21 protein-coding genes are annotated in these 25,237 nt (G+C 37.0%); 17 read left to right on the top strand and 4 right to left on the bottom strand.

The genetic code is table 11. From position 1 onward, the window contains the following. The first annotated feature begins 255 nt into the window (after positions 1–255). Positions 256–957, top strand: coding sequence for a VIT1/CCC1 transporter family protein (locus tag ACZ9HT_RS15870; protein WP_476041476.1), 702 nt, complete (start codon positions 256–258; stop codon positions 955–957). A 61-nt stretch (positions 958–1,018) separates the two neighbouring features. Here ACZ9HT_RS15870 and ACZ9HT_RS15865 read toward each other — a convergent pair whose 3' ends face one another. Next, positions 1,019–2,377 carry a PQQ-dependent sugar dehydrogenase gene (locus ACZ9HT_RS15865; protein ID WP_476041475.1) on the bottom strand — a complete coding sequence of 453 codons (1,359 nt, stop codon included), beginning with the start codon at positions 2,375–2,377 and terminating at the stop codon, positions 1,019–1,021. A gap of 214 nt (positions 2,378–2,591) precedes the next feature. Here ACZ9HT_RS15865 and secD point away from each other — a divergent pair, with 214 nt between their 5' ends. The 9 genes from secD to ACZ9HT_RS15820 all read left to right on the top strand — a co-directional run bounded on the left by secD (position 2,592) and on the right by ACZ9HT_RS15820 (position 15,491). Beyond that, positions 2,592–5,516: a protein translocase subunit SecD gene (secD, locus tag ACZ9HT_RS15860; RefSeq protein ID WP_476041474.1), complete on the top strand. Its 2,925-nt coding sequence runs from the start codon at positions 2,592–2,594 to the stop codon at positions 5,514–5,516. A gap of 414 nt (positions 5,517–5,930) precedes the next feature. Next, positions 5,931–7,154, top strand: coding sequence for a TCR/Tet family MFS transporter (locus tag ACZ9HT_RS15855; protein WP_476041473.1), 1,224 nt, complete (start codon positions 5,931–5,933; stop codon positions 7,152–7,154). 163 nt (positions 7,155–7,317) lie between these two features. Continuing rightward, complete coding sequence (locus ACZ9HT_RS15850) at positions 7,318–7,641, top strand: Sec-independent protein translocase subunit TatA/TatB (protein WP_476041472.1); 324 nt, start codon at positions 7,318–7,320, stop codon at positions 7,639–7,641. A gap of 2 nt (positions 7,642–7,643) precedes the next feature. Further along, positions 7,644–8,222, top strand: a complete 579-nt coding sequence (locus tag ACZ9HT_RS15845; RefSeq protein WP_476041471.1) for a phosphatase PAP2 family protein — start codon at positions 7,644–7,646, stop codon at positions 8,220–8,222. A 138-nt stretch (positions 8,223–8,360) separates the two neighbouring features. Then, positions 8,361–11,186, top strand: a complete 2,826-nt coding sequence (gene polA, locus ACZ9HT_RS15840) for a DNA polymerase I (protein WP_476041470.1) — start codon at positions 8,361–8,363, stop codon at positions 11,184–11,186. A 17-nt stretch (positions 11,187–11,203) separates the two neighbouring features. Beyond that, complete coding sequence (locus ACZ9HT_RS15835) at positions 11,204–12,181, top strand: hypothetical protein (protein ID WP_476041469.1); 978 nt, start codon at positions 11,204–11,206, stop codon at positions 12,179–12,181. A 57-nt stretch (positions 12,182–12,238) separates the two neighbouring features. Next, positions 12,239–13,120 (top strand): glycosyltransferase family 2 protein, encoded by an 882-nt coding sequence (locus ACZ9HT_RS15830; protein ID WP_476041468.1) that lies wholly within the window; start codon positions 12,239–12,241, stop codon positions 13,118–13,120. Between the two features lie 165 nt (positions 13,121–13,285). Then, positions 13,286–13,822 (top strand): transposase, encoded by a 537-nt coding sequence (locus ACZ9HT_RS15825; RefSeq protein ID WP_476041467.1) that lies wholly within the window; start codon positions 13,286–13,288, stop codon positions 13,820–13,822. Then, positions 13,815–15,491, top strand: a complete 1,677-nt coding sequence (locus ACZ9HT_RS15820; RefSeq protein ID WP_476041466.1) for an amidohydrolase — start codon at positions 13,815–13,817, stop codon at positions 15,489–15,491. Before ACZ9HT_RS15825 ends, ACZ9HT_RS15820 begins: the two co-directional genes overlap by 8 nt. A gap of 6 nt (positions 15,492–15,497) precedes the next feature. On the opposite strand, the gene ACZ9HT_RS15815 is transcribed toward ACZ9HT_RS15820, so the two are convergent. After that, a complete protein-coding gene (locus tag ACZ9HT_RS15815; RefSeq protein ID WP_476041465.1) occupies positions 15,498–16,349 on the bottom strand; it encodes a glycosyltransferase family 2 protein in 852 nt (283 codons plus the stop codon). A gap of 48 nt (positions 16,350–16,397) precedes the next feature. Between ACZ9HT_RS15815 and ACZ9HT_RS15810 the strand changes: the two genes are divergently transcribed. Next, a complete protein-coding gene (locus ACZ9HT_RS15810) occupies positions 16,398–17,315 on the top strand; it encodes a class I SAM-dependent methyltransferase (RefSeq protein ID WP_476041464.1) in 918 nt (305 codons plus the stop codon). On the opposite strand, the gene ACZ9HT_RS15805 is transcribed toward ACZ9HT_RS15810, so the two are convergent. Beyond that, the gene (locus tag ACZ9HT_RS15805) at positions 17,312–18,790 is read right to left on the bottom strand and encodes a lipopolysaccharide biosynthesis protein (RefSeq protein ID WP_476041463.1); all 1,479 of its coding nucleotides are present in this window, start codon (positions 18,788–18,790) and stop codon (positions 17,312–17,314) included. The genes ACZ9HT_RS15810 and ACZ9HT_RS15805 overlap by 4 nt on opposite strands. Positions 18,791–19,014: 224 nt before the next feature. On the opposite strand from ACZ9HT_RS15805, the gene ACZ9HT_RS15800 reads away from it, so the two are divergent. Then, positions 19,015–20,640 (top strand): alpha-amylase family glycosyl hydrolase, encoded by a 1,626-nt coding sequence (locus ACZ9HT_RS15800; RefSeq protein ID WP_476041462.1) that lies wholly within the window; start codon positions 19,015–19,017, stop codon positions 20,638–20,640. Positions 20,641–20,651: 11 nt separating this feature from the next. Further along, positions 20,652–21,167: a TlpA family protein disulfide reductase gene (locus tag ACZ9HT_RS15795; RefSeq protein WP_476041461.1), complete on the top strand. Its 516-nt coding sequence runs from the start codon at positions 20,652–20,654 to the stop codon at positions 21,165–21,167. A gap of 1 nt (position 21,168) precedes the next feature. On the opposite strand, the gene ACZ9HT_RS15790 is transcribed toward ACZ9HT_RS15795, so the two are convergent. Then, positions 21,169–21,834, bottom strand: coding sequence for a DUF2461 domain-containing protein (locus ACZ9HT_RS15790; protein ID WP_476041460.1), 666 nt, complete (start codon positions 21,832–21,834; stop codon positions 21,169–21,171). A gap of 156 nt (positions 21,835–21,990) precedes the next feature. Between ACZ9HT_RS15790 and ACZ9HT_RS15785 the strand changes: the two genes are divergently transcribed. The 4 genes from ACZ9HT_RS15785 to ACZ9HT_RS15770 all read left to right on the top strand — a co-directional run bounded on the left by ACZ9HT_RS15785 (position 21,991) and on the right by ACZ9HT_RS15770 (position 25,226). Beyond that, the gene (locus tag ACZ9HT_RS15785) at positions 21,991–23,760 is read left to right on the top strand and encodes a DEAD/DEAH box helicase (protein WP_476041459.1); all 1,770 of its coding nucleotides are present in this window, start codon (positions 21,991–21,993) and stop codon (positions 23,758–23,760) included. Between the two features lie 183 nt (positions 23,761–23,943). Further along, positions 23,944–24,105 (top strand): hypothetical protein, encoded by a 162-nt coding sequence (locus ACZ9HT_RS15780; protein ID WP_476041458.1) that lies wholly within the window; start codon positions 23,944–23,946, stop codon positions 24,103–24,105. A gap of 101 nt (positions 24,106–24,206) precedes the next feature. After that, positions 24,207–24,407: a type II toxin-antitoxin system YoeB family toxin gene (locus tag ACZ9HT_RS15775; protein ID WP_476041457.1), complete on the top strand. Its 201-nt coding sequence runs from the start codon at positions 24,207–24,209 to the stop codon at positions 24,405–24,407. 180 nt (positions 24,408–24,587) lie between these two features. Further along, on the top strand, positions 24,588–25,226 hold the full coding sequence (locus tag ACZ9HT_RS15770) for a DUF47 domain-containing protein (RefSeq protein WP_476041456.1): 639 nt from the start codon (positions 24,588–24,590) through the stop codon (positions 25,224–25,226). The last annotated feature ends 11 nt before the right edge of the window (positions 25,227–25,237 follow it).

The raw sequence follows: 25,237 nt of genomic DNA, 5'->3' as shown, positions 1-25,237 counted from the left end.
TTCTAATAAAGATTTCCCTTACTGAAGAAGGATAGATAATGCAATTTTATTGAACCACCGCACTAAATTATTTTTCTATTTGAAAGTTAATTTAAGATAAAGAAGTAATTTTAATAAAATTATTTTTTTTTGCGACCAACCTCTTTAAAAATGCTGAAATTCAACATCAAAATTAGTACGGTTACAGGACGATAATTACGCTTGTAATCCTTACGCAGAATATTTAAGCGTAAGATCATTATCAAATACAATCAAATGACGAACATCGACAATTATTTAGATTCCCATTATATTCATAAAAGCAACTGGCTTCGAGCCGCTGTTTTAGGTGCAAACGATGGAATAATTTCAGTTTCAAGTTTGGCGATCGGCGTCACCGCGGCAAGTACAACTTTAGAACCTATTGTTTTAGCAACCGTTGCTGCTTTAGTCGCAGGTGCTTTATCAATGTCGGCGGGCGAATATGTTTCCGTGAGTTCCCAAACCGATATCGAAACTGCCGACATCGCAAGAGAAAAACAGGAGCTCGAAGAAATGCCGGAAGAGGAATTGCACATGCTGGCTCAAATTTATGAGAAAAGAGGATTGAAGAAAAAAACTGCAATGATCGTTGCTCTGGAACTAACAGAATTCGACGTTTTGGGAGCTCATGTTCGTGATGAACTGGGAATTAACGAAATCAGTCAGGCGAATCCCATTCAGGCAGCTTTGGCTTCTGGGACTTCCTTTATTGCAGGTGGCGTTTTGCCCCTTTTAGTCGTGCTTTTTGCACCACTTTCGAAAATGGAATATTGGTTGTATGGATTTACCATAATTTCTCTAATGATTTTGGGTGCTCTTGCTGCAAAAACAGGCGGTTCAAGCATCGCAAAAGCTATAATAAGAGTGACAGTTTGGGGAACAATTGCGATGGGATTATCTGCTTTTGTAGGCTATTTATTTGGAGTGAAAATGTAACTGCACTTTAAAATATCCTTTAGTGTCAATTGAAAAATCTTTAAGAAATCGAACACTTTTTCTATTTAATGATGACTGTTTGTGAATAAACTTTTAAACCCTCCGATTTTACATTGAGGAAGTAAACGCCTGTATTTAATTTTGAAACATCGATGCTTCCATCTTCGTTTATTGGTGCTTCTAAAACTTTTCGTCCGTCTGCACTGATTAATTCTGCAGTATTTATTTTCGTTTTCAGACCCTTCATATAAATTTTGTCCGAGGCAGGATTTGGATAGATCTGAATTTTATCTTGAGAACTATTTCCGGTGGAAAGCGAAGTAGTTTTAATTTTATAAATCTTTCCATTGTTCACTGCTGCGACATATAATTCTTTTTGATAATCTTCCCCGAAAGTGGCAAAATTATTTCCCGCGAAAGCTGGAGTCCAAACAATCGAATTATCAGAATTTAGTAAACCGATCTGCTTCGAACAGTAATCCGCAAAAAAATATTTCCCTTCAAAAGCAGCATAGTTCGTTCCCCGATAAACGTAGCCGCCCGTAATGGAACATTTTCCACCGGAATGATCATAAACTGCGAGTGGAAAAGTCATTGTTGCAGCAGGTGCACAACCGGAAGTGTTGTAGGCGTTATTTCCTTCATAACATCTCCAGCCATAATTGATTCCACCCTGAATGACAGGCATTTTATTAATTTCTTCAAACAATCCCTGACCAACATCGGCGATCATTGCGTTTCCTGCTGTTAGATCAAATGAGAATTTCCAGGCATTTCGCAGTCCGTAAGACCAGATTTCATCGGCACCTGCAATATTTACAAAAGGATTGTCTGCTGGAATATCATAATTTCCCGTAGAATTTACATTGATGCGCAACATTTTTCCGAGCAGAGAATTCTTATTTTGGGCGTTGTTGTTCGGATCACCACCGCTTCCTCCATCGCCCGTCGAAATCCATAAATTACCGTCGGGTGCAAAATGAATACTTCCACCATTATGATTTTCAAAAGGCTTGGTGATGTTCAGCAGAATTTTTTCAGAACTCAAATCAGCACTATCAGGATTTGTACTGTTCACCGTATATCGTGCAAGAGTGATATTTCCTGCAAGATTGTTATAGTACACGAAAAAATAACCGTTTGTACTGTATTGTGGATGAAAAGCCAGACCCAAAAGTCCGCGCTCGCCACTGAAAGTGATTTTGGAACTTAGATTAATGAAATTTGCGGCGTTCACCGTACCGTTCGGCTGAACGATTTTAATGAGGCCATTTTGCTGGACCACAAAAAGTCTGCTGTCATTGGCATGGGCAATCTCTACGGGACTGCTGAAACCACTCGCGAAATCTTCGAGTATAATGTTTTGCGCACAAAATAGACCAGAAGAAAACGCCATGAAAATAAAAAATAATTTTTTCATAATAATTTGGTTTTTAAGGTCTTGTGAAGTTAGTAATTTTTCTGCTTAAATGAATAACTGAAAAATTTTAGGGTAAATGATTAAGATTTAAAGGGCGGTGTTTGCTATTTTTTGTGAATAAACAGGAACGCAAAATAATTTGTTAAAAATTCTTAATTCTAGTGAAAATCATTATATTTGCCGACTATAATTTTAATGTTGTAAACTATTAACAATGCAAGGAAAAGGACTTATTACGCTTGTTGCGGTTATTCTGGGACTTATTTGTCTTAACGAATTGTTACCAACCTGGTATGCTGGCAAAATCGAAAAACAAGCTACCACGCTTTCGGCAAATGATCCCGTAAAATACACAAAAGAGTTAGCGCGTCTTTCCAAAGACACTTTAAATCTTGGTTTTACGAAACTTTACTACTCCAGAGCGAAAGAAAGAGAAATGAAGCTGGGTCTGGATTTAAAAGGCGGAGTTAACGTTCTTTTAGAAATTAATCACAGAGATTTAGTAAACGATTTAACGAACTTTTCTACGAATCCAATCCTTTTGGAAACGCTGAACAGAACCGATAAAGATCAAAAAAGTTCTACAAAAAGTTATATCGAGAATTTCTTTACCGAGTTTGCAGCCGTGAACGCAGAAAAAGGAACAAACCTTAAGTTGGCAGATCCCGAAATTTTCGGAAATACCAATCATAGCGAAATCAAGTATAACTCAACAGATGAGGAAGTAAAAAATATCATCCGAAGAAAAATTGATGCTTCAGAAGGCGCTGCTTACGAAGTAATTAGAACCCGTATCGATAAGATGGGTGTTACACAACCGAACGTTCAAAAAGTTCCGGGAACAGGAAGAATTTCTGTAGAAATGCCGGGAATGCAGGACATTGACCGTGTTAAGAAAATGCTTCAAACTTCTGCAAAACTCCAGTTCTGGGAAGTTCAGCAGCCACAGGAAATTTTACCTTATTTCGAACAGTTAAATGCTTTGATTGCTTCAAAAAGTGATTCTTTAGGCGTTCCTAAAAATACGAATTTGGTGAGTTTGATGCAGTTAAATACTTTAAGATCGAATGGAGTAGGGAACATTAAACTTTCCGACACTGCGATCGTTAATAAAGTTTTGAAATCTGACCTTGCTAAAAAACTTCGTCCGACCAACATTAAATATTCACAATTTGTTTGGGGGTACAAACCTGAAGCAAACGACGAAAATAATTTGGTGCTTTACGCCATCAGAGGAAATATCAACCAGAAAGCTCCGGTTGATGGTGCTGTAGAATCTGCGCGGGTGAATTATGACGAAATGGGAAGAGTAGTTGTAGATATGCAGATGGATTCCAAAGGTTCGAAAGAATGGAAAACAATGACTGCAAAAAACGTAAACAAACCCGTTGCAGTTACTTTGGATAATGTGGTTTACACCGCACCAAATGTAGTAAATGAGATCCCGAACGGTAGAACACAGATCTCCGGAAACTTCTCTCAACAGGAAGCTCAGGATTTAGTAGATGTTTTAGGTGCTGGTAAACTTCCGGCAAGTGCTAAGATTGTTCAGGCAGACGTTGTAGGACCTTCATTAGGAGCAGAATCTATTCATGCGGGAATGATTTCATTCATCATTGCATTTTTAGTAATTGTCGCTTATATCATCTTTTATTATGGTGGAGCCGGGGTTTTTGCAGTAATTGCAATGATCATCAACTTGTTTTACATTTTCGGAATCATGGATTCTGTTGATGCGACTTTAACCCTTCCTGGTATTGCAGGTATTGTATTATCCATGGCAATGGCGGTCGACACGAACGTTATTATTTATGAAAGGACCAAAGAGGAACTCTTCGCCGGTAAAAATATTTTAGAAGCGTATAGAGATGGTTTTAAACATGCACTTTCTGCGATCATCGATGGTCACTCCACGACTCTCTTAACCGCTTTGGTTTTGTATATTTTTGGAACTGGACCAATCAAAGGATTCGCGGTAACGCTGATTATTGGTATCTTAATGACCTTCTTTACTTCGGTTCTATTGTCGAGAGTAATGATTTTTGCAAGATTGAACAAAGGTAAAAGCCTTTCAGTTTGGACTCCTTTAACCAAAAATCTTTTCAGAAATGTTTGGATCGATTTTATTGGAAAAAGAAAATATGCCTACATGATCTCTGCATTCCTTACTGTTGCAAGTATCGCATCTATCGCGATCAATGGCTTTCAGTACGGTATCGATTTCACAGGAGGTCGTAATTATGTAGTGAAGTTTGATAAACCTGTTGATCCAGGAACTGTAGAAAAATCTTTAGCAAAATTATTCACGACTCAGGATGGTAAAAACTCAGCGGTAGAAGTGAAAACTTTTGGAAACAACAACCAGCTGAAGATCGCAACCGATTATCTTATTGATGACGAATCCTTACAAGCCGATCAAACCATCGAGCAAAAATTATTCGAAGGTTTAAAAACAAATCTCCCCGCAGGTCTTACTTTAAAAGATTTTAAATCTGCAGATAAAGAGCATGCCGGAATTGTTTCCTCCACCAAAGTGGGTCCAACAGTGGCAGACGATATTAAAACCGGCGGGATGTACGCAATAATTGCAGCATTGGGTGGGATTTTCCTCTATATTTTAATGCGTTTCAGAAAATGGCAATTCTCTTTAGGAGCAGTAGTTGGTCTTGCACACGATGCGATCATTATTTTGGGAGTTTATTCCTTACTGCATAAATATATGCCGTTTAGTATGGAGATCAATCAGGATTTTATTGCGGCGATCCTAACCGTTTTGGGTTATTCCATTAATGATACCGTGATTGTATTCGATAGAATTCGGGAATATTTGCGAGAGAAAAAATCCCTTACTTTGGCAGGATTGTTTGATGATTCAATTTCCAGTACTTTGGGTAGAACATTTAACACTTCATTTACCACGATTCTTGTTATTTTGGCCATCTTTATTTTCGGTGGCGAGAATTTGCGAGGATTTATGTTTGCCTTACTTTTGGGTATTGCATTTGGAACCTATTCCTCCATTTTTGTCTCTTCAGCAATCGCTTATGATTTCTTGAAAGGTAAAGGAGGAAAAGAAGAAAAATTGCATGGCAGAACAACAGAAGATGTTGAAATTATTGACAAAAGAACTAAGAAATAATTTTTTGTAATAAATACAGATAGTCCTTCGAAAGAGGGACTATTTTTTTGTTATAATAATTCTTATTTGGGTCTCGTCATTTGATGACGAGATCCTCCACTGCCGCTTTTTTATTCCACTTCGTTCCACAAAAAGAGCTCCGTTCAGGCCGGGTCGCAATTCCCAGCTCCTAAACAAAATCCGCATCGGACGCCTAGGGATGAAAAAAAATAATTTGCAGCCGGAGTTTCCAGCCTTCTGGTCCGTTTGTTTCGAGAAAAAAAACAAGAAAAAAGTTAGAGAAAATACTTACTGAAGAAATTCTTCGTTCGTCAGAATGACAAATGAATACTTTATAATTCCTCCTAATCCAATAATAAAAAACGAATATAAATTTTAAAAAAAAACCGCAAAAAAACTATCTTTACACCCGCAATGAAAAAAAATCAGAAATCGGCCGCTATAGGTTTCATCTTTATTACCCTACTCATCGATATCACGGGTTGGGGAATCGTGATACCCGTTGTTCCGAAGCTGATTCAGGAACTCATTCACAATTCTGATCTAAGTGTTGCGTCGCAATATGGTGGCTGGCTTAGTTTTGCCTATGCCGGAATGCAATTTATCTTCGCTTCCGTTTTAGGAGGCCTAAGTGATAAATATGGCAGAAGACCCATTATTTTATTTTCCCTCTTAGGATTTTCCATCAACTTTTTTATTCAGGCCATTGCACCTACGATCTTCTGGCTCTTTGTCGGGAGGATTTTCTCCGGCGTTACAGGTGCGAGTATCACAACTGCGAGTGCGTATATCGCAGATATTTCTACAGATGAAGACCGTGCTAAAAATTTCGGAATGATCGGTGCTGCGTTCGGCGTTGGATTTATTGTCGGACCTGTCATCGGTGGATTGCTCGGACAATACGGCGCGCGAGTTCCATTTTATGCTGCTTCGGGTTTGTGTCTGGTTAATTTTCTTTACGGTTTCTTTATTCTACCCGAAAGTCTAGATAAAGCACATCGGCGTCCTTTCAACTGGCGTCGCGCAAATCCCGTTGGATCCTTAATGCAACTCAAGAAATATCCCCAGATTTTAGGATTGATCGCCGCGCTGATTTTTGTCTATATTGCCGGTCATGCCGTGCAAACGAACTGGACTTTCTTCACAATGTATAAATTTGGCTGGACAGAGAAACTCGTTGGAATTTCGTTAGGAGTTTCCGGCTTTATGGCGGCTTTGGTTCAGGGCTATTTAATTCGGTTTATTCAACCTAAATTGGGTAACGAAAAAAGTATTTTTTACGGACTAATATTATATGCGATCGGAATGATTCTGTTCGCTTTTGCTTCAGAAAGCTGGATGATGTTTGCCTTTTTGATCCCGTACGGCTTGGGTGGGATCGCTGGTCCGGCTTTACAGTCCGTGATTTCTTCCGAAGTTCCGAAAAGTGAACAGGGAGAATTGCAAGGTGCTTTGGCTAGTTTGGTAAGTCTTACCGCGATCGTTGGACCACCATTAATGACGAATACTTTCTATTATTTCACCCATGATTCAGCACCATTTAAATTTGCGGGAGCGCCATTTTTTCTCGGCTTTATTTTGATGGCAGTGAGTGCAGTGATTGTATTTTTTGTTTACAGAAAGAAACCACTTTCTTAAATATATCGTATAGATTAAAGTCAAATGTATTTTTTAAATAATCGATATCGTCATTTTATATTGTCATAAAGAACCATAAAGGCGGAAATCAGTCCGAATATTTGTGATTATTTTAACGAAACAAAATAAAAAATCGTAACATAAACTTTTGTAATTTTACCCCATGGAATTAAGTATAGGAGAAATGCTTTTAGTAGCCGTAGCGATCGTAGTATTGTTCGGTCCTGATAAACTGCCCCAAATTGCGCGTGATCTTGGTCAGGGCGTACGGAAAATGCGTGGTGCAATGGATGATGTAAAATCTGAAATTTTAAAAGAAACCGACAACCCCATTTCTGAGATCAAAGCAGAAATAGAGAGAGTTAAGCAGGCCGCTCAGGATTATAATCCCATGAGTCAGGGCGAAAAAGAATCTATCGCTGAAAGAGAAATTCCCAGAGTAAATCTTTCAGGAAATGATCAGCACGAAGGTCCGGTAAGCCGATAACGATGCACGAAATTATTCAGGAAGATACACAGGCTTTTCTGTTCCTTAATAATTTGGGGAGTCAACCCTTCGACCAGTTTTGGATCTTAATTTCTGAAACGTGGATCTGGGTTCCACTGTACGGGATTTTCCTCTATTTGCTCTATAAAAACTTCAAGCTGAAAAGTTTAATTTTTATTCTCATATTTATTGCTTTAGGAGTTACCGTTTCCGATCAACTTGCCGGAATCTTCAAAACAGGAATAGGAAGGTTAAGACCTTGTCACGATCCGAATTTACTCGGCTTGATGCGGGATGTAAAATGTGGCGGTCGTCTCGGATTTTATTCCAGCCACGCTTCAAATACATTTTTTATCGTTACTTATCTAAGCATGCTTTTGCACCAAAAGTACAAATACTTGCCTTATTTTCTTTTTTTCTGGGCGACGGTCGTTACGTACAGCCGTATTTATTTAGGCGTTCATTTTCCCATGGATGTTTTAATGGGTGCCGGAATGGGATTTTTGATCGGCGGACTTTTTGCGACCATTTCTTTAAATGTCATTAACAAACAAAATAGAAATACGGCTTCTAACCTATAATTTCTGAGTTTTTTTATTTTGATAGTGATCTGCGCTCGCTTCGTTAGTGTCTCTAATATTCTCTTTCTCCCAACAACTTTCCCGAAACTTACCGCATCGATATTCTTGCATCCGACCAAAAATATTATCTTTGCTTTTATGACACCAGACAACGACAAACGCCTATTTCTCATTGATGCGTATGCAATGATTTTCCGCGGATATTATGCACTCATCAGAAGTCCTAGAATTACAAGTACCGGAATCGATACCTCCGCAATTTTCGGCTTTACAAATTCTTTGATCGAACTCATTCGTAGAGAAAGACCTACGCATTTAGCCGTTGTTTTCGATGTCGGACAAGCCAGCGTTAGAACTGCAGATTATGCAGAATATAAAGCAAACAGAAGCGAAACTCCCGAAGCGATAAAAAATGCGATTCCCTATATTCATCGGATCTTAAAAGCCATGCATGTTCCTATTTTAGGGCTCGAAGGTTATGAAGCAGATGACGTTATTGGAACGATCGCCTGCAAAGCTGAAAAAGAAGGTTATACCGTGTTCATGGTTACGCCCGATAAAGATTTTGCGCAGTTGGTAACGGACAAAGTTAAAATGTACAAACCAGGTTTGAAGGGTGCTGAATTTGAAATTTTAGGTGTTGAAGAAGTCAAAGCGAAATATGAAATTGAAGATCCAAAACAGGTCATCGATTTTCTTGCGATGATGGGCGATGCCGTTGACAATATTCCTGGGTTGGAAGGTGTTGGAGAGAAAACTGCGAAAAAATTTCTAAAAGAATATGGCAGCATCGAAAAACTCTTGGAAAATACGGCAGATCTTAAAGGTAAATTAAAAGAAAAAGTCGAGAATTCTGCAGAGCGTGGAATTCTTTCTAAAAAACTGGCTACGATTATCTGTGATGCTCCGATCGAGTTTCATCAGGAACAATATGATTTAGACAAACCTGATTTTGAGAAAGTAAAAGAGGTTTTCGATGAGATCGAATTCCGGAGATTGTATGAGAATTTATATCGAGCCTTTGCGCCGGCTTCTACAGTGGCTCCAGCATTAAACAATAATTCTTCACCTCAAAAACCAGCCTCTGCAAATCAATCCATGCAACTCGATCTGTTTGCTAATTTTGAGGATTTAGATCAGGCAACAACGACGAAAGATACCATGTCTGATAGTGATCATCTTTATCAGTTCATCGATTCGCCAAAAGCACAAAAAGTTTTAGTTTATAATCTTTTGCAGCAGAACGCTGTGAGTTTTGATACGGAAATTACGTCTTTAGATGAGATGGAAGCTGACTTGATCGGCATGAGTTTCAGTTACAAAAAAGGTTTGGCCTATTATATTCCCTTTTCCGACAAGCGGGAAGAGGTTTTAGAAACACTGGAGATTTTCCGGCCCTTTTTTGAAAAGAAGGAAATTGTAAAAATCGCTCATAATTTAAAAGCTGATTATAAAATTTTAAAACAATACGGGATCGAAGTTGAAGGTGCCATTTTCGATACCATGATCGCGCATTACCTTTTGAATCCAGATGGCCGTCATGCGATGGAATATCTTTCAGAAATGTATCTGGGCTACAAACCCGTTGCAATTGAATCTTTAATTGGAAAGAAAGGAAAAAATCAAACGACTTTCAAGGAACTTTCCGTGGCAGAACAAACGAAGTTCGCCGCTGAAGATGCCGATATTTCCTGGAGATTGTACGAAGTTTTCGCACCACAATTAAAAATAGAAAACCTCGAAGATCTATTTTATAAAGTAGAAATGCCTTTAATGAAAGTTCTGGCGAAAATGGAACTCGAAGGAATTTCTCTCGATAAAAAATGGTTGGAACAAGAAAGTAAGGATTTAGAGAACGATTTGCGAAATCTGGAAAAAACGATTTTTGAATTGTCGGGTGAAGAATTTAATATGAATTCTCCCAAACAGTTGGGCGAAGTTTTGTTCGAAAAAATGCAGCTTGATCCGAAAGCGAAAAAAACAAAATCCGGACAATACGCAACCTCCGAAGATATTTTACAGAAGTTATCTTCTAAGCACGAAATCATCAAGCATATTTTAGAATACCGAACGTATCAGAAATTAAAATCTACCTACGTCGATGCTTTACCCCTCCAAATAGACAAAGATGATCATCGCGTACATACCAACTTCTCGCAAACAACTGCTGCAACAGGCCGTTTAGCAAGTGTTAATCCGAACTTACAGAATATTCCAATCCGTACTTTACGCGGTCAACAGATTCGGGGCGCGTTTGTCGCAAATCCCGGAAATAAATTAATCGCAGCAGATTATTCTCAAATTGAATTGCGCTTAATTGCAGCGATTTCGGAGGAAGATAACATGATCAAAGCTTTTCAGGATGGGGAAGATATTCACGCTTCCACGGCGTCAAAATTATTTAAAATTCCTTTAGAAGAAGTGACGAAAACTCAACGTGGACAGGCAAAAACGGTCAACTTTGGGATTTTATACGGACAAGGCGCTTTTGGGTTGGCCGAACAAACGGGACTTTCCCGAACGGAAGCCAAAGAAATGATTGCGAATTATTTTGAAACGTATCCAAAGTTGAAAAAGTACATGGCAGATCAAGTCATTAAAGCGCAGGAAATGGGTTATGTGGAAACTATTTTAAATAGAAAAAGACATTTAAAAGATATCAATTCTGCAAACTTCGTTGTGAAAGCCCACGCCGAAAGAAATGCGGTAAATGCCCCAATTCAGGGAAGTGCCGCCGATGTTATTAAACTGGCGATGATTAAAATTGATGAACAATTCACTGAACAGAATTTAAAAACGAAGATGCTTTTGCAGGTTCATGATGAACTTGTTTTTGAAGCGCCCGAAGAGGAATTAGAAACCGTAAAAGCTTTAATCAAAAAAGAAATGGAATCTGCTTACGAAACTACAGTTCCTTTGCTAGTCGAAATTGGAGTAGGCGATAACTGGTTGGAAGCGCATTAAAATTGAACTGTTTTTAGATGAAAAGTAATAAAACATTTGTATTGATACCTGTAATATTACTGATTGCAGTTTTAATGTTTTTTGTCTTTAAAAAAAGCCCGGTTTCCGAATCCAATAAGATAGAAGTTCCAGAAAAGACCGAACAGATTGCATCAAAAAAAATCGATACTCTTCAAATTTTTAGAAAATTCATTGCCGATTTCAATACACATCTCGCCAAAAACATCAATCCATACATTGATCCAGAATTAGGAATGGCCATGTACTATCATGATGGACCGTATCCGATTTTACAAGTTAAGAATTCTGTTGATCAGGAGATCGACTGGATCATGATGGATATTTTTGAGAATGTTGAATTTGCTTCTTTTCCAAATTATCTTGGCGATTTTAAATTTGAAAAAACGGGATTTTTTATTGTGAAAAATGAGGGAAGTTTCTCTTTATCGGATTTTGATAATTCCTACACTGCGCATCCAGAATCATTTTTTCTGGAACATCAACCGCTGGAAAAATTGTGCAATTTTCGGGCAAAAGGAATTTCGACGCAGGAAAATGAAATGTATGATTTTTATTTTAACTTGAAAAATTCAAAACTCTCTTTGCTTGCTTTGGAAGTGGTCAACTTTCCTGATGTGATGTTTGCAGATCCAGGGAAACCTCTTATCTCGTTTAACGGTAAAAAAGATATCGAGGAATATTTTAAAAAGCAGAGAATCTTTCGGGACAAAGAACAAAATGCTTACATTGATTTTACTAAAAAAGAAATTACCTATTATGATTTCCCCAGTCCTAATCCCTTCATTTTTGAATCCTATAAAATTGGAAAGGTCACCGATGATTCAGATAAAATTAAAAGCGTTGAGATTACATTTTATCCCGATAAAAATAAGGAAGAGGATGGTTTTATGACTTATTTTTCAAATAAAGGTACATTTGTGGTGGGCCCAATGGGCGTGAGACCGCCTTATTTTTATGAACCTGCGGCGAGATAACAGTTTCAAAAGATTTTATTTGAAGTCAAAAAATTTAACAAATTCAGTTCTTAAGCCATGAAATTTCTAATCATTATTCCCACACACAACGAAGAAAAGAATATTCTTTTCACTCTGAAATCTCTGCAACGTCAGATCTTTCAGGATTTTACCTGTGTTGTTGTTAATGATGGTTCCACCGATAAAACGCAGAGTATTGTAGAAGAATTTATTAAAGATGAGGAGAAATTCAGAATTCAAAATTTAGAATTATCAAAGCATGAACCCGGTGCAAAAGTAGTTCGGACTTTTAATAAAGGTCTGGAATCAGTAGATTTAAAGGAATTTAATATCATCTGTAAATTCGACGCAGATATTATTTTTCCGCCAGATTATTTAATGAAGATCAACCAGGTTTATGAATCTGATACAAAAGCAGGAATGGTTTCCGGCATTGTTAAAATACAAAAGTCTATTTTTGAGAAAGCTCTGGCCTTCGATTTTAAAGATGAAAAACATCAATGGAAATTTGAGAATTTATCCTCCAAAAATCATGTTCGCGGACCCATTAAATCTTATCGGAAAGAATGTTTCCGAGATATGAATGGTTTACGTCCGGTTTTAGGTTGGGACAATATTGATGTGATGTTGGCCAGGAAAAATGACTGGGAAGTGATTACCATCAAAGATTTGTGGGTGAAGCATTTACGACCGACCGCTTTTCAATATAAGAGTCAGAAAGCCGAAAAATTAGGTGAATATTTTTATAATATCGGTTTGAGTTTACCATTAACAATCATTTCCTCCGGGAAGTCTTCATTAAAAAACAAGTCGTTTTCAGAATTTTTCACGACCATGAAATCCTTTTTAAAACAAAATGGTGAGAGATCATTATCAAATGAAGAAATCAGCTTCGTCAGAAAATTGAGATGGTCGGAAATGTGTAAAAATTTCCTGTAGGGACAGGTCGCGACCTGTCCAAAATCCGCAGGATTTTTAAACATCCAAAATCCGCAGGATTTTTAAACATCCAAAACCCGAAGGATTTTCATTTACGCAAGATAAAATTCAGTTTTAGTTATTCGTGAATTGTTCGAAAATTAAAATTTTTCAAAAAATAAAAAGATGGAAGGCAGAAAAAGAAATAGACTGCAAGATTTTGATTATTCAAAAGATGGAATCTATTTCATAACCATTTGCACGGAAGATAAAATTCACTACTTTGGAAAAATTCAAGATGAAAAAATGATTTTGAATGAATTTGGAAAAATTGCGGTGCATCAAATTTTATGTTTGGAGCAACAATATTCTTATTTTGAATTGCATAATTTTGTGGTGATGCCAAATCATGTTCATCTTTTGTTTGGAATTAATAGATTTTTGGTGGATAGGAATGATGTTGAAATTCTTGGGGAATTTCGGACATGTCACGACTTGTCCCTACGGAATGATGATCAACCAAAAATAAAATCGGTTTCTTCGTTGATGGGTGCTTTTAAAACAACGAGTTCGAAAAAAATTCACTTGCTTGGAAATGAAAATTTTGCATGGCAACGTTCGTTTCATGACCATATTGTTCGCAATGTTGAAGGTTATGAAAAAATTGATAATTATATTACAAATAATCCTGAGAATTGGGATAAAGATAAATTTTATGATTAATAAATTTAATAAATTGGGTATTAAAAATCTTCGATTTTTGGACAAGTCGCGACTTGTCCCTACGATTATAATGATGCTTGTTTTCGGAATGATTACTGCGCAAAAAAACGCTGATCTCATCATTACCAACGCAAAAATATACACCGTTAATCAAAATTTTGCGACGGCTGAATCGATGGCGATTTCCAACGGAAAAATTATCGCTGTCGGAAAAGCTGCAGATATCCTCAAAAATTACAAATCCAAAAACGTCCAGAATTTAGAAGGAAAAACTGTTTTTCCTGGATTGATCGATGCGCACTGCCATTTTACAGGATATGCGACGGACAAGTGGAAATGCGAGTTATGGGGAACAAAATCCTGGGACGAGATCGTTGCGAGAATTTCAGAATATGCGAAAACGGCTCCAAAAGAATGGCTGTACGGAAGAAGTTGGGATCAAAATGACTGGGCTGTAAAGGAATTTCCGAATAAAGAAAAACTGGACCAGTTATTTCCAGACCGTCCCGTTTATTTAAAACGAATCGATGGTCACGCTGCGGTGGCTAATCAAAAAGCTCTGGACATTGCCGGAGTGACGAAAAATTCGAAAATTAAAGGTGGTGAGATCGAAGTGAAAGATGGAAAACTCACTGGAATTTTAGTCGATAACGCAATGATGTTAGTCGAAAAACACATTCCAGAAATTGATGATGCCATGACGATTCAGTATTTTTCCGATCTTCAAAAAGAATGTTTCTCTTACGGTTTAACTTCGCTCCACGATTGTGGAATCTCCGAAAGAACTTTAGGACTTTTAGAAAAAGCCCAGTCTCAGGACGTTCTGAAAATGAAGATTTTCGCTTTGATGGAAGATAATCCGGATTATTATGACCGCTGGATCAAAAAAGGTAGGTATGTGAATAAAAATATTACGGTTGGTGGTTTCAAAGTATATTCAGATGGAGCGCTGGGATCGCGAGGCGCGTGTTTGCTCCACGATTATTCCGATAAAAATGATTGGAAAGGTTTTCTTTTAAGCGACAGAAAGCATTTCGAAACGTTGGCTAAAAAATTAAAAAACAGCGATCTGCAAATGTGTACGCATGCAATCGGCGATTCTGCGAACAGAACAATTCTTCAGATTTATGGAGAAGTTTTGGGCGTTAAAAACGACAGAAGATGGCGCATCGAACACGCACAAATCGTAAATAAAAATGATTTCGATCTGTTTGGTAAATATACGATTATACCTTCAGTTCAGCCAACACACGCGACTTCCGACATGTATTGGGCAGAAGAAAGATTAGGGAAAGAACGTTTGAAATATGCCTATGCCTACGAAGATTTGTTGAAGCAAAATGGCTGGCTACCTTTGGGAACCGATTTTCCGGTGGAAGAGATCAATCCTGTTAAAACTTTTTTTGCAGCAGTGGCGAGAAAAGACTCCAAGAATTTCCCCGCGAACGGATTTCAAAAAGAAAATGCTTTAACCAGAGAACAGGCGATGCGTGGAATGACGATCTGGGCCGCAAAAGCTGCTTTCCAGGAAAAGGAAATCGGAAGTTTAGAGCCCGGAAAATCAGCTGATTTTATTATTGTTGATCAGGATTTAATGACTGTTGCAGAGAATCAAATTTTAGATACTAAAGTTTTAGAAACTTTTAGCAATGGAACAAAAGTTTTCTAGCTTAACCTATTTCTGTTTATTTTTCTCAACTTCTAATTCATTTCGTCTTATAAATAAAACAATATACTCTTTCAGCAACTCAAAAACGGAAGTGTAAGAACCATATTTTTTAAAGAGATATTTGCTGATACCAAAAACGTTCATTAATCCGGAAGTCATACTTTCGGATTTTGTTTTATTGGGATTCAGAAAAATAGTAAGCAACTTTATCTTCGCCAGTTTGATGGCTTTTTCAGTAGTCATTTTTTGAGTTCTGTCATGCAAAACTTTCGTCTCTTTTACAATCGCAATTTTGAACTGGTGATATTTTGCGCGTTCGCAGTAGTTTCGATCCTCGCCATAATGTTTAAACAGCGGATTGAAAAGTCCGACCTTTCTTAAACAATCTTTACTAATTAACCATGCTGCCGCATTACAAAATGTAGTTTCAAAATGGTCATTTTTATCTTCGGAAAGATTGATATACTGCTTAAAATTGGAATCAACACTTTTTCCTTCGCCATCATATTGAATAGGTGCAATAATGCCGGTTTCGGGATGACTTTGGGCAAATTCAATCAATTTCTCGATTGAATTTTCTTCTAAATAAATATCCTGGTTAATTAAAAAGAAATAGTCGTAATCAGAATTCTGTAATTTTTCTAAGATCAAATTGTTAGCATAACCAAAACCTGCATTAAAATTTAAGGCCTCTAAATTGACAGGATAATTTTCCAGAATTGATAAAGTGCTGTCGGTTGAGCAATTATCTACCACAAATATGTCGGAAGGATAAGAGGATCTTAAAACAGAATCCAGACATCTTCTGAGCCATTTTTCTCCATTGTAGGTTACAATAATCGTAGCTATTTTTTTCATATCGAGTACAAAAATAGATTAATTTTGGAATTCGAAAAAATTAAAAATATGGTTTGCAGAATCTGTCATTCAGATCATCATCAAAATAAATTTTCTGTAAATGATAAGATGTTCGGAGGAACCGAAAAATTTGAATATTTCGAATGTTCAGATTGCGGAACATTGCAGATTGCGAACATTCCTGAAGACATGTCTTCTTATTATCCGGAGAATTACTACAGTTTAAAATCCGATCAAAAACCAGCGGATAAGATCATCCAAAAAGTCAGAGATTATGTGATCTGTTATAATTTCCCACCATTTCTGGCAAAGAAACTTTCTGTAAAAATTCCGAATCTTGCTTTAGAAGCCTTTTTAAAAATAAAACCATCTAAATCTACGAAGGTTTTAGATGTTGGCTGTGGCGAAGGAAAATTTCTGAAAAGTATTTTCGGTCTGGGATTTACAAACATTGTGGGGATCGATCCATTTGCTTTGAAGACGACGGAAAAGCCTTTTCCAATTTATAAAAAAACACTGTCGGAAATTAAAGAATCTTTTGATCTCATTACTTTCAATCACGTTTTCGAACATGTAGAAGATCCACATGAAATTTTAAGGAATTGTCTTTCTAATCTCAATGAAAATGGAAAGATCATCATTCGCGTTCCTGTAAAAGATTCTGCGGCTTATGAAAAATATGGAGAAAATTGGGTTCAGTGGGATGCGCCAAGACATTTTCATTTATTAACAAGAAAGGCTTTCCAAATATTGGCAGATGGGAACGGTCTTTCTATCGAATCTTATTTTCACGACAGCTACAAATTTCAAATCACGGGAAGCGAAAAGTATCAAAGAGGCTTGAGCTATCAAACGTCAAACGATATTTTTTCAAAAGAGGAAATAACGGAATTCAAAAATTCAGCTAGAAATATGAATAAAAGCGGGCGAGGCGATCAGGTCGTTGTTGTTCTGACGAGAATTTAAAATTTGAAAAGGCTCTTAAAAAACTTTTTGTTGATGTAATTTTCTATGGGGAAAATTTTCATGAAATGATTTGCACCGAAAATGATCATCAAAACGAAGGCAGGCTTATACAATAGATTGATGAAATTATTTTTCACTTCCGGCAGCATAATAGCCAATGTTATCGCTAAAGTACAGATGATAAAAACATACATCATCTCAATGCTTAAAGGAAAAACTTTGAATTTCACATAATTGAAATAAATTTTGATCATATTGAATAAAGTCAGCGAAATTCCTGTTGCCATTGCGATCCCGATGATTCCAAAATTTGTTCGCGTGAGGAAAAGATAGTTTAATCCGATCGTGGTGATGGCTAAAAACAACATGACTACAATATTAAAACGGTAATATTTAGAAAGTGAAATGATATGACCGTTAAAGCCCGTGGCTAAGTCGAAAAGCATTGCAAATCCTAAAATCCAGGTCACAGGTTCTGCCTGCCGAAGCTGATCGCCATTTTTTATAAAATCGGTGAGATAGGGAAATCCGACCAAAATACAGGAGAATAAAACCGCGCCTAAAAAGAATAAAGTCATTGAAGTCTTCTTGTGAAAACGGTCGAGTTCCTCAAACTCTTCTTCGGCAATCGTTTTATTGATGATCGGTGCTGAGATATTGAACAGTCCCATTTGGGGAATAAGGATAAAGGAAAGGATGGAGAGAATAATGCTGTAAACTCCATTTTCTTCGAAATTCAAAAATTCGCCGATCATGAAGTTGTCAACTCGAAAAGCAATGTAATTTCCGATGTTTCCTAGAAATCCATAAAAGCTGTAATTCAGAATTTCTTTGTAGAAGCTGTCTTTTTTTATATAATCGGTGCTGAAATCGGGTTTGATCTTTTCCAGTTTATTGGCGTAGAAAAAATATCCTAAAAAGGAGAGGACGAACATTCCCAAGAAAAATCCGTAGGATCCTTTCTCTGTAACTCCTAAAAAGAAAAAGAGACAGAACGCCCCTAAGTTGGCGATCTTCGGAAAGAGATTTTCGAAGATATTGGGAACAACAATTCTTTTAAAGTTTGAAATATATTTATTGAAAAGTGCGCATAAAGCCAGAATTAAAATCAGCGGTAGAATTAAGAGTTTCATCTTCCAGAGTTCTAAACTCTTAAACTGCGGAAAAAAGTAGAAGAAAAGAAAGAATAAAATACTGAAAACCGTAAAATTCAGTAAAATGCCAACAAAAGAGAGTGATAATAAGTTTTGATTCTTACCCTCTTTTTGCGTTTGAAGAAAAAACTTCACGTTAGAAAAAGAAAGACCGAAAACCACGATGGGCAAAAGCATTTCTGCGGTCGGCATAATGTAGCGCAGCTTTCCGTAAAACTCCATGTCGTACGGGAAAATAAAAATGGCAGAAACAGTTCCGAGTAAAAAACCGAAATAACCAATCAACGAATACTTGAAACCCTGTCGTGCGATCACACTCATTTTCTGTCGGTTTTTAAAAGGTCAGGATCATTTAGGATCACGAAATTTTGCAGCATATATTTTGACGAATTACGCGTCTAAAGTTCCAGAAGAGCAACCTTCGCGAAATTAGAGGAAAACAAAGATAGAAAAATATGTTAAATAAATGTTAAAAAATCACTTGCCGTTAAAATGTCAAGCGCTGAAAGTTGCATTTACATTATCTTTAACGCCTACGATTTACTATGAAAAAAATATTATTTCTCTTCGGATTTATGCTGCTCACTTCTTGTGCAACGCAGCAAAATTCACAAAAGCAAGCTTTTAACTGGGAAGGCGCTAATATGTATTTCGTATTAACAGACCGTTTCCAAAATGGAGATAAAACCAACGACGTCAATTTTGGAAGGACCGAAAAAGCGGCGGTTTTAAGGGGTTTTGAAGGTGGAGATCTAAGAGGAATTATTCAGAAAATCGATGCTAACTATTTTTCGGATCTTGGAATTAATGCCATCTGGATGACGCCGCTTGTAGAACAGATTCATGGCGCAACCAATGAGGGAACAGGAAATACGTACGCTTTTCACGGTTATTGGGCAAAAGACTGGACGGCGCTTGACCCGAACTTCGGTACAAAAGCAGATCTGAAAGAACTCGTTGAAAAAGCCCACGCAAAAGGAATTCGGATCGTTTTAGATGCCGTGATTAATCACACTGGACCTGTGACCCAAATGGATACGGTGTACCCCAATACCTGGGTGCGAACTTCGCCACAATGCAAATATAACAATTACGAAAATACGACCGCCTGTACTTTGGTCGCCAATCTTCCGGATCTTTTAACGGAATCGAATGCTCCGGCTGAACTTCCACCAATGCTTATCGAAAAATGGAAAAAAGAAGGAAGATATGATGCTAAACTAAATTCGCTTAACGAATTTTTTGCGAGAACAGGTTATCCCAGAGCGCCGAAATATTACATTATGAAATGGCTGGCTGATTACGTTCAGGAATTTGGCGTCGATGGATACCGAATTGATACGGTGAAACACACCAACGAAGATGTTTGGAAAGATTTTCAGAATGTTTGTCAGCATGCGTTTGCTATTTACAAAACGAATAACCCGACAAAAGTGCTGGACGATCAATTGTTTTTCACTGTTGGCGAAGTTTATGGTTACGGAATTTCTCAAAAACAACTTTATAATTTCGGAGATAAAAAAGTAAATTATTATCAGAATGGATTTAAGTCGCTCATTAATTTTGACTTTAAAGGCGATGCCAATAAATCCTATGAAGACCTCTTTTCGAACTATTCGAAATTGCTGCATTCCGATCTGAATGGGAAAACCGTAATGAATTATCTGACTTCTCACGACGACGGTTCCCCTTTCGATAAGGACCGAAAAAGAACGTATGAAGCTGCCACCAAATTACTGTTGGCTCCAGGCATTTCTCAAGTTTATTATGGAGATGAAACCGCACGATCATTGATCATTCCAGACGCAGAAGGTGACGCGACTTTACGAAGCAACATGAACTGGAGCGATATTACTTATAATAGTGGAACTCAGAAATTATTGACGCATTATCAAAAATTAGGAAAATTCCGAGCAAATCATCCTGCCGTAGGAGCGGGAGTTCACCAGATGATTTCTTCGACACCTTATTGGTTTACGAGAGTTTTTAATAATGATAAAATTTTAATTGGTCTGGATCTGAAAGCTGGGTTAAAAGAAGTTTCAGCGCAGGGAGTATTTGAGAATGGCACGAAATTGAGAGATGCATATTCCGGTAAAAATGTGAAGGTAGAAAATGGAAATATTTCGATAGATTCAGAATATGCTATCGTTTTACTGGAGAAAATTTAATAAATAAATTAATGAGAAATTATATAAGTTTAGGACTAATCCTAATGTCTTTTGGCGCTTTCGCCCAGAAAGTTCCCGCAATCAGCAAAACTGAATTTTCGAAAGAAGCGGTGGCGCAAAAAATATCTTCGCTGCAAGGCAAAAAAACGTCGATTGCCGAGGTTTTGAAAAAGCATGAAGGCAGAATTTTAATTATCGATTTTTGGGCAAGTTGGTGTCCGGACTGTGTGAAAGCGCTTCCTGCGACGAAAATTTTAAATGAGGAAAATCCGGAACTTGATTTCGTTTATTTCTCTTTAGACGGTTCGTATGATCAGTGGAAACGTGGTTTGGCGAAATATGAGATCGAAGCACAGGAAAATTACTGGTTTGATGAAGGCTGGAAAAATGATTTTAATAATTATATCGATCTGAACTGGGTGCCGCGATTTATGGTCGTAGATCAAACCGGAAAAATCGCAAAATATTATTCTATTTCGCCCAACGATCCGGACATCCAGAAAACCATCGAATCTTTAAAACTTTAATTTAAAGAAAAGGCTTTTCTAGAAAATCATTGAGAGGTTTGATGCTTTTAAAGATTTCGGCAAATTCTTTCGCAGCGGTTTCCTTCATTAATGCTTCGTCCGAAACAGGATGAACCACGATGAAGTTTTTCAGTTTCAGAAATTCGGCCATAGGATCTTCTTTTTCGAAATCATTCGGAACTCGTTTCAACTTGCTTTCAACACTCAATCCGCGGAAATTATTTCTGAAATCCTTCTGTTCTAAGATCTGTTTGAATTCATCACCATTCATGGAGATCTCTTTTCTGATTTCCTTTAAAATGGAGGATTCGGGTTGATATGTTCCGCCTGCTAAAAAAGATTTTCCGGGTTCTATATGCAGATAATAGCCCGCAACTTTATTTCCTTTTCCCATGCCTAAACTTGCGCCGAAGTGCGTCTTGTAGGGGATTTTCAATTTAGAAAAACGGATGTCGCGATATATTCTGAACAAGGCTTTCTTCGGGTCGATCTTTAAGATTTCTTCATCGAATTCTGCAATCTCTTCAATCAATTTTTCAAGAAAGGAAAGTACATCCTGCTGCGCTTCTACGGACAAGTTTTTATGGTCGTTAAACCATTCGCGGTTATTATTCTTTTCTAATTTTTTTAAGAATTTAAAAGTAGAGGAGTTGATCGAATGTTCCATTAATAATTTATTTGAATTCAAATTTAAATAAAATTTAATAGTCATCGCCTTTGAAATGGCAGTTTTCTATCTTTAACAGAAATTTAATAAAAGGCCTGTTTTATTATCGAAAATAAAAAACGTATCTTTGCACCCAATTTATAGACGATCTTTTACATGAATTTATTTACGGAGACCAATTTAAGTCCTGCAATCTTGAAGGCAATTGGCGAACTGGGCTTTGAAAGTCCAACAGAAATCCAAAAACAGACTATTCCTTTTATCTCTACAGATATACGCGATCTAATCGCACTTGCGCAGACAGGAACAGGCAAAACAGCAGCGTTTTCGCTACCCATTTTGGATATGATTGACGACGGGAGTCGCAAAATCCAATTTTTGGTGCTTTGTCCAACCAGAGAACTTTGTTTGCAAATTACCAAAGACATTAAAAATTACTCGAAATACATGCCCAATATCAAAACTACAGCAGTTTATGGTGGAAGCAGTATTACCGACCAAATCCGCTCTCTACGAGACAAACCCCAAATTATTGTGGGAACTCCGGGACGTGTGATCGACCTTATTAACAGAAAAGCCTTAGATTTTTCTGAAATTCAGTGGCTCGTTTTAGACGAAGCTGATGAAATGTTATCAATGGGTTTCAAAGATGATTTGGAAACAATTCTTCGGGAAACTCCAGATACAAAACACAATTATTTATTCTCGGCAACGATGAATAAAGAAGTGGAGCGTATTTCTAAAAGTTATTTAACGAGCCCGCACCGTATTGTTGTTGGTTCTTTAAATGAAGTGAAGAAAAACATCAAACACGAATTTTACGTGGTTGGATACCGTTTCAAAAAAGAAGCTTTGAAAAGATTGATCGATGCAAATCCAAATCAATATTCAATTCTTTTCTGCAGAACGCGTATGGAAACTCAGGAAGTCGCAGATTTCTTGATGCAGAATGGTTACGCTGCAGATGCACTTCACGGTGATCTTTCACAAGCGCAACGTGATACAGTAATGAAGAAATTCAGATTGAAAAATATCGATATTTTAGTGGCGACTGATGTTGCGGCGAGAGGTTTAGATGTTGATTCATTGACCCACGTTATTCATTACTCTTTACCGGATGATCCGGAAGTTTTTGTTCACAGAAGTGGAAGAACCGGTCGTGCAGGAAAAGACGGAATCTCAATGTCTTTGATCAAACCTGAAGAATCAAGAAAATTAAAGCAGATCAAACAATCTACTAAGATTGATATTGTTGAGAAAAAGATTCCAACCGGAAAAGAAGTGATCGAAGCTCAGGTTGGCGGCGTTTTCACAAAATTATTGACAGAGCACGAAAATTTATTTGAATTTGATGCGTCATTAATCCCAGATCTATCAGCCTTCACCAAAGAAGAATTGGTTCACCAGATGTTACAATTGCAATTGCGTGATATGGCTCTTTATTATTTAGATAAAAATGATTTAGCAGACCAGAAATTCAACAGTGATGATCGTGGCGACAGCAGAAGAGACCGTGACAGAGACGGTAGAGGAAGAGATCGCGACAGAGGTGGAGACCGAAGAGACGGCGGCGGCTTTAGAAATTCCAGAGATGGAGGAAGTAGAGACGGTGGAAACAGAGACGGTGGAAGCAGAGATGGCGGAAACAGAGAGTTCAGAGAAAGAAAGCCACGTAAAAACAACGGCGACATGGTGCGGTTTTTCTTTAACTTAGGAAAACGTGACAATCTGAAGAAAATGGATATGCTTGAAATCATCAACAAATCAACTGAAAAATCCAGAAAAAGACCAGATATTGGAGAAATCGAGATTTTAGAAAAATTTTCTTTCTTCGAAGTAGAGAAATCTTTCAAAGATGAATTGTTAAAAGGGTTGCAAACTCAAAAATTCAAAGGAAAAGACATGAGAGCAGAAGAATCAAAATAATTCTTCGATCTTATTTTAATATAATCAGTCCCATTATTCGTAATGGGACTGATTTTTTTTTATACTTCATGCATCAATTATCCAGTTTTTTCTGAGAGATTCTATCTTGTTAGAGATGGATTTCGTTCTTTTACATTGAATAATTAATGCGAAAAAATCTTTAACTTTGATAAAAATTAGGAAATGGAAAATCTTATCGTAATTCCTGACAATGAAAAACAACTTTTATTACTAAAAGCTATGCTGGCTGAAATGAGAATTAAATTTAAAATTGGAAAATCTTTAAATAATCAAAATTCAGAACTGGAAGAGAATATTGATCAGGTAAAGAAAAAGGAGTATTAATGACCATAAATCCTCATAGTTTGTGGGAAAGTATATAATTCAGCTTTCAAAAAAAGCACTCTTAGATTTCCAAAAGATAAAAGTCAGGGCAAAAAAGTGCTATGAACAAGGTGGAGGTCTTATTTATTGAAATGGAAATTCATCCGCGATCTGGCACAGGATCTCCTGAAAAACTAAGTTATTTCGAAGGAGAAGTTTGGAGTAGGGAAGTCAATAAAAAAGGTAGACTGGTTTATGAAATTTTTGAAGATGAAACGCTAACTGTTGTTATTCAATCTTTAGGACATTACACCGATCGATAATATAATTTCATCATACGACTGCTTAAAAAGTTTTCATTTATATTGGTCCCGTTATTCGTAAAGGGACTGATTTTTTTTGGTGGAGAACTAATTTTGCAATGTTAATAAAACTTAATATAAAAACGAGAAACCTAAGACTCTTTTTCGGAAATTTGCAGCACTAATTAAAAATGTATAATAATGGGAATCGGAAATATTTTTAAAATGTTCCAGCCGAAAGACAAAGTGTTTTTTGTACTGTTCGAAAAAGTTGCTGACGAACTTGTAGCCATGTCGAAAGAATTTCACGAAAGCTTGCTGGACTTTGATATCAACGACGATACCATGTTACAGCATATGAGTGATTACGAACACAGAATGGATGACTTGACCCATGAAATTTTCGTACAGTTAGGAGAAAACTTTATTACGCCTTTCGATCGTGAAGATATTAGCCACTTAGCCAGTCGGTTAGATGATATCGCGGATTTCATGTACGCTTCTGCAAAATATATCTATTTGTACAAAGCACCACTGGATCCAGCTTACACAGAGTTTACCCTGTTGATTTACAAATCTTGTATTGAAATTCAGATCGCGATTACAAATCTTAACGATTTTAAAGATCCAAAAGCGGTTAAAGAATCTTGTATCAAAATTAATTCATTTGAAAATATTGCAGATGATGTTTTGAGTCAGGCAATTGTGAAGTTGTTTGAAACTAATGATGCCATAACAATCATCAAAGTGAAATCTGTTTTGGAATATTTGGAAACCGTGACCGATAAAGCGGAAGATGTAGCCAACACGATCGACAGTATTTTGATTAAATACGCTTAATCTATTCCTTA

The sequence above is a fragment of the Chryseobacterium sp. UYP7 genome, assembly GCF_056279225.1.
Note: the sequence above shows the minus strand (reverse complement) of the source record. Positions and strands in the feature narration are given on the sequence as shown.

Excerpts from the sequence above, each read along its gene's own strand:
- secD (WP_476041474.1), top strand. The coding sequence starts at position 2,592 with ATGCAAGGAAAAGGACTTATTACGCTTGTTGCGGTTATTCTGGGACTT.
- ACZ9HT_RS15855 (WP_476041473.1), top strand. The coding sequence starts at position 5,931 with ATGAAAAAAAATCAGAAATCGGCCGCTATAGGTTTCATCTTTATTACC.
- ACZ9HT_RS15775 (WP_476041457.1), top strand. The coding sequence starts at position 24,207 with ATGAACAAGGTGGAGGTCTTATTTATTGAAATGGAAATTCATCCGCGA.
- ACZ9HT_RS15800 (WP_476041462.1), top strand. The coding sequence starts at position 19,015 with ATGAAAAAAATATTATTTCTCTTCGGATTTATGCTGCTCACTTCTTGT.
- ACZ9HT_RS15865 (WP_476041475.1), bottom strand. The coding sequence starts at position 2,377 with ATGAAAAAATTATTTTTTATTTTCATGGCGTTTTCTTCTGGTCTATTT.
- ACZ9HT_RS15795 (WP_476041461.1), top strand. The coding sequence starts at position 20,652 with ATGAGAAATTATATAAGTTTAGGACTAATCCTAATGTCTTTTGGCGCT.
- ACZ9HT_RS15785 (WP_476041459.1), top strand. The coding sequence starts at position 21,991 with ATGAATTTATTTACGGAGACCAATTTAAGTCCTGCAATCTTGAAGGCA.
- ACZ9HT_RS15830 (WP_476041468.1), top strand. The coding sequence starts at position 12,239 with ATGAAATTTCTAATCATTATTCCCACACACAACGAAGAAAAGAATATT.
- ACZ9HT_RS15780 (WP_476041458.1), top strand. The coding sequence starts at position 23,944 with ATGGAAAATCTTATCGTAATTCCTGACAATGAAAAACAACTTTTATTA.
- ACZ9HT_RS15815 (WP_476041465.1), bottom strand. The coding sequence starts at position 16,349 with ATGAAAAAAATAGCTACGATTATTGTAACCTACAATGGAGAAAAATGG.
- ACZ9HT_RS15770 (WP_476041456.1), top strand. The coding sequence starts at position 24,588 with ATGGGAATCGGAAATATTTTTAAAATGTTCCAGCCGAAAGACAAAGTG.
- ACZ9HT_RS15805 (WP_476041463.1), bottom strand. The coding sequence starts at position 18,790 with ATGAGTGTGATCGCACGACAGGGTTTCAAGTATTCGTTGATTGGTTAT.
- ACZ9HT_RS15835 (WP_476041469.1), top strand. The coding sequence starts at position 11,204 with ATGAAAAGTAATAAAACATTTGTATTGATACCTGTAATATTACTGATT.
- ACZ9HT_RS15845 (WP_476041471.1), top strand. The coding sequence starts at position 7,644 with ATGCACGAAATTATTCAGGAAGATACACAGGCTTTTCTGTTCCTTAAT.
- polA (WP_476041470.1), top strand. The coding sequence starts at position 8,361 with ATGACACCAGACAACGACAAACGCCTATTTCTCATTGATGCGTATGCA.
- ACZ9HT_RS15790 (WP_476041460.1), bottom strand. The coding sequence starts at position 21,834 with ATGGAACATTCGATCAACTCCTCTACTTTTAAATTCTTAAAAAAATTA.
- ACZ9HT_RS15870 (WP_476041476.1), top strand. The coding sequence starts at position 256 with ATGACGAACATCGACAATTATTTAGATTCCCATTATATTCATAAAAGC.
- ACZ9HT_RS15850 (WP_476041472.1), top strand. The coding sequence starts at position 7,318 with ATGGAATTAAGTATAGGAGAAATGCTTTTAGTAGCCGTAGCGATCGTA.
- ACZ9HT_RS15820 (WP_476041466.1), top strand. The coding sequence starts at position 13,815 with ATGATTAATAAATTTAATAAATTGGGTATTAAAAATCTTCGATTTTTG.
- ACZ9HT_RS15810 (WP_476041464.1), top strand. The coding sequence starts at position 16,398 with ATGGTTTGCAGAATCTGTCATTCAGATCATCATCAAAATAAATTTTCT.
- ACZ9HT_RS15825 (WP_476041467.1), top strand. The coding sequence starts at position 13,286 with ATGGAAGGCAGAAAAAGAAATAGACTGCAAGATTTTGATTATTCAAAA.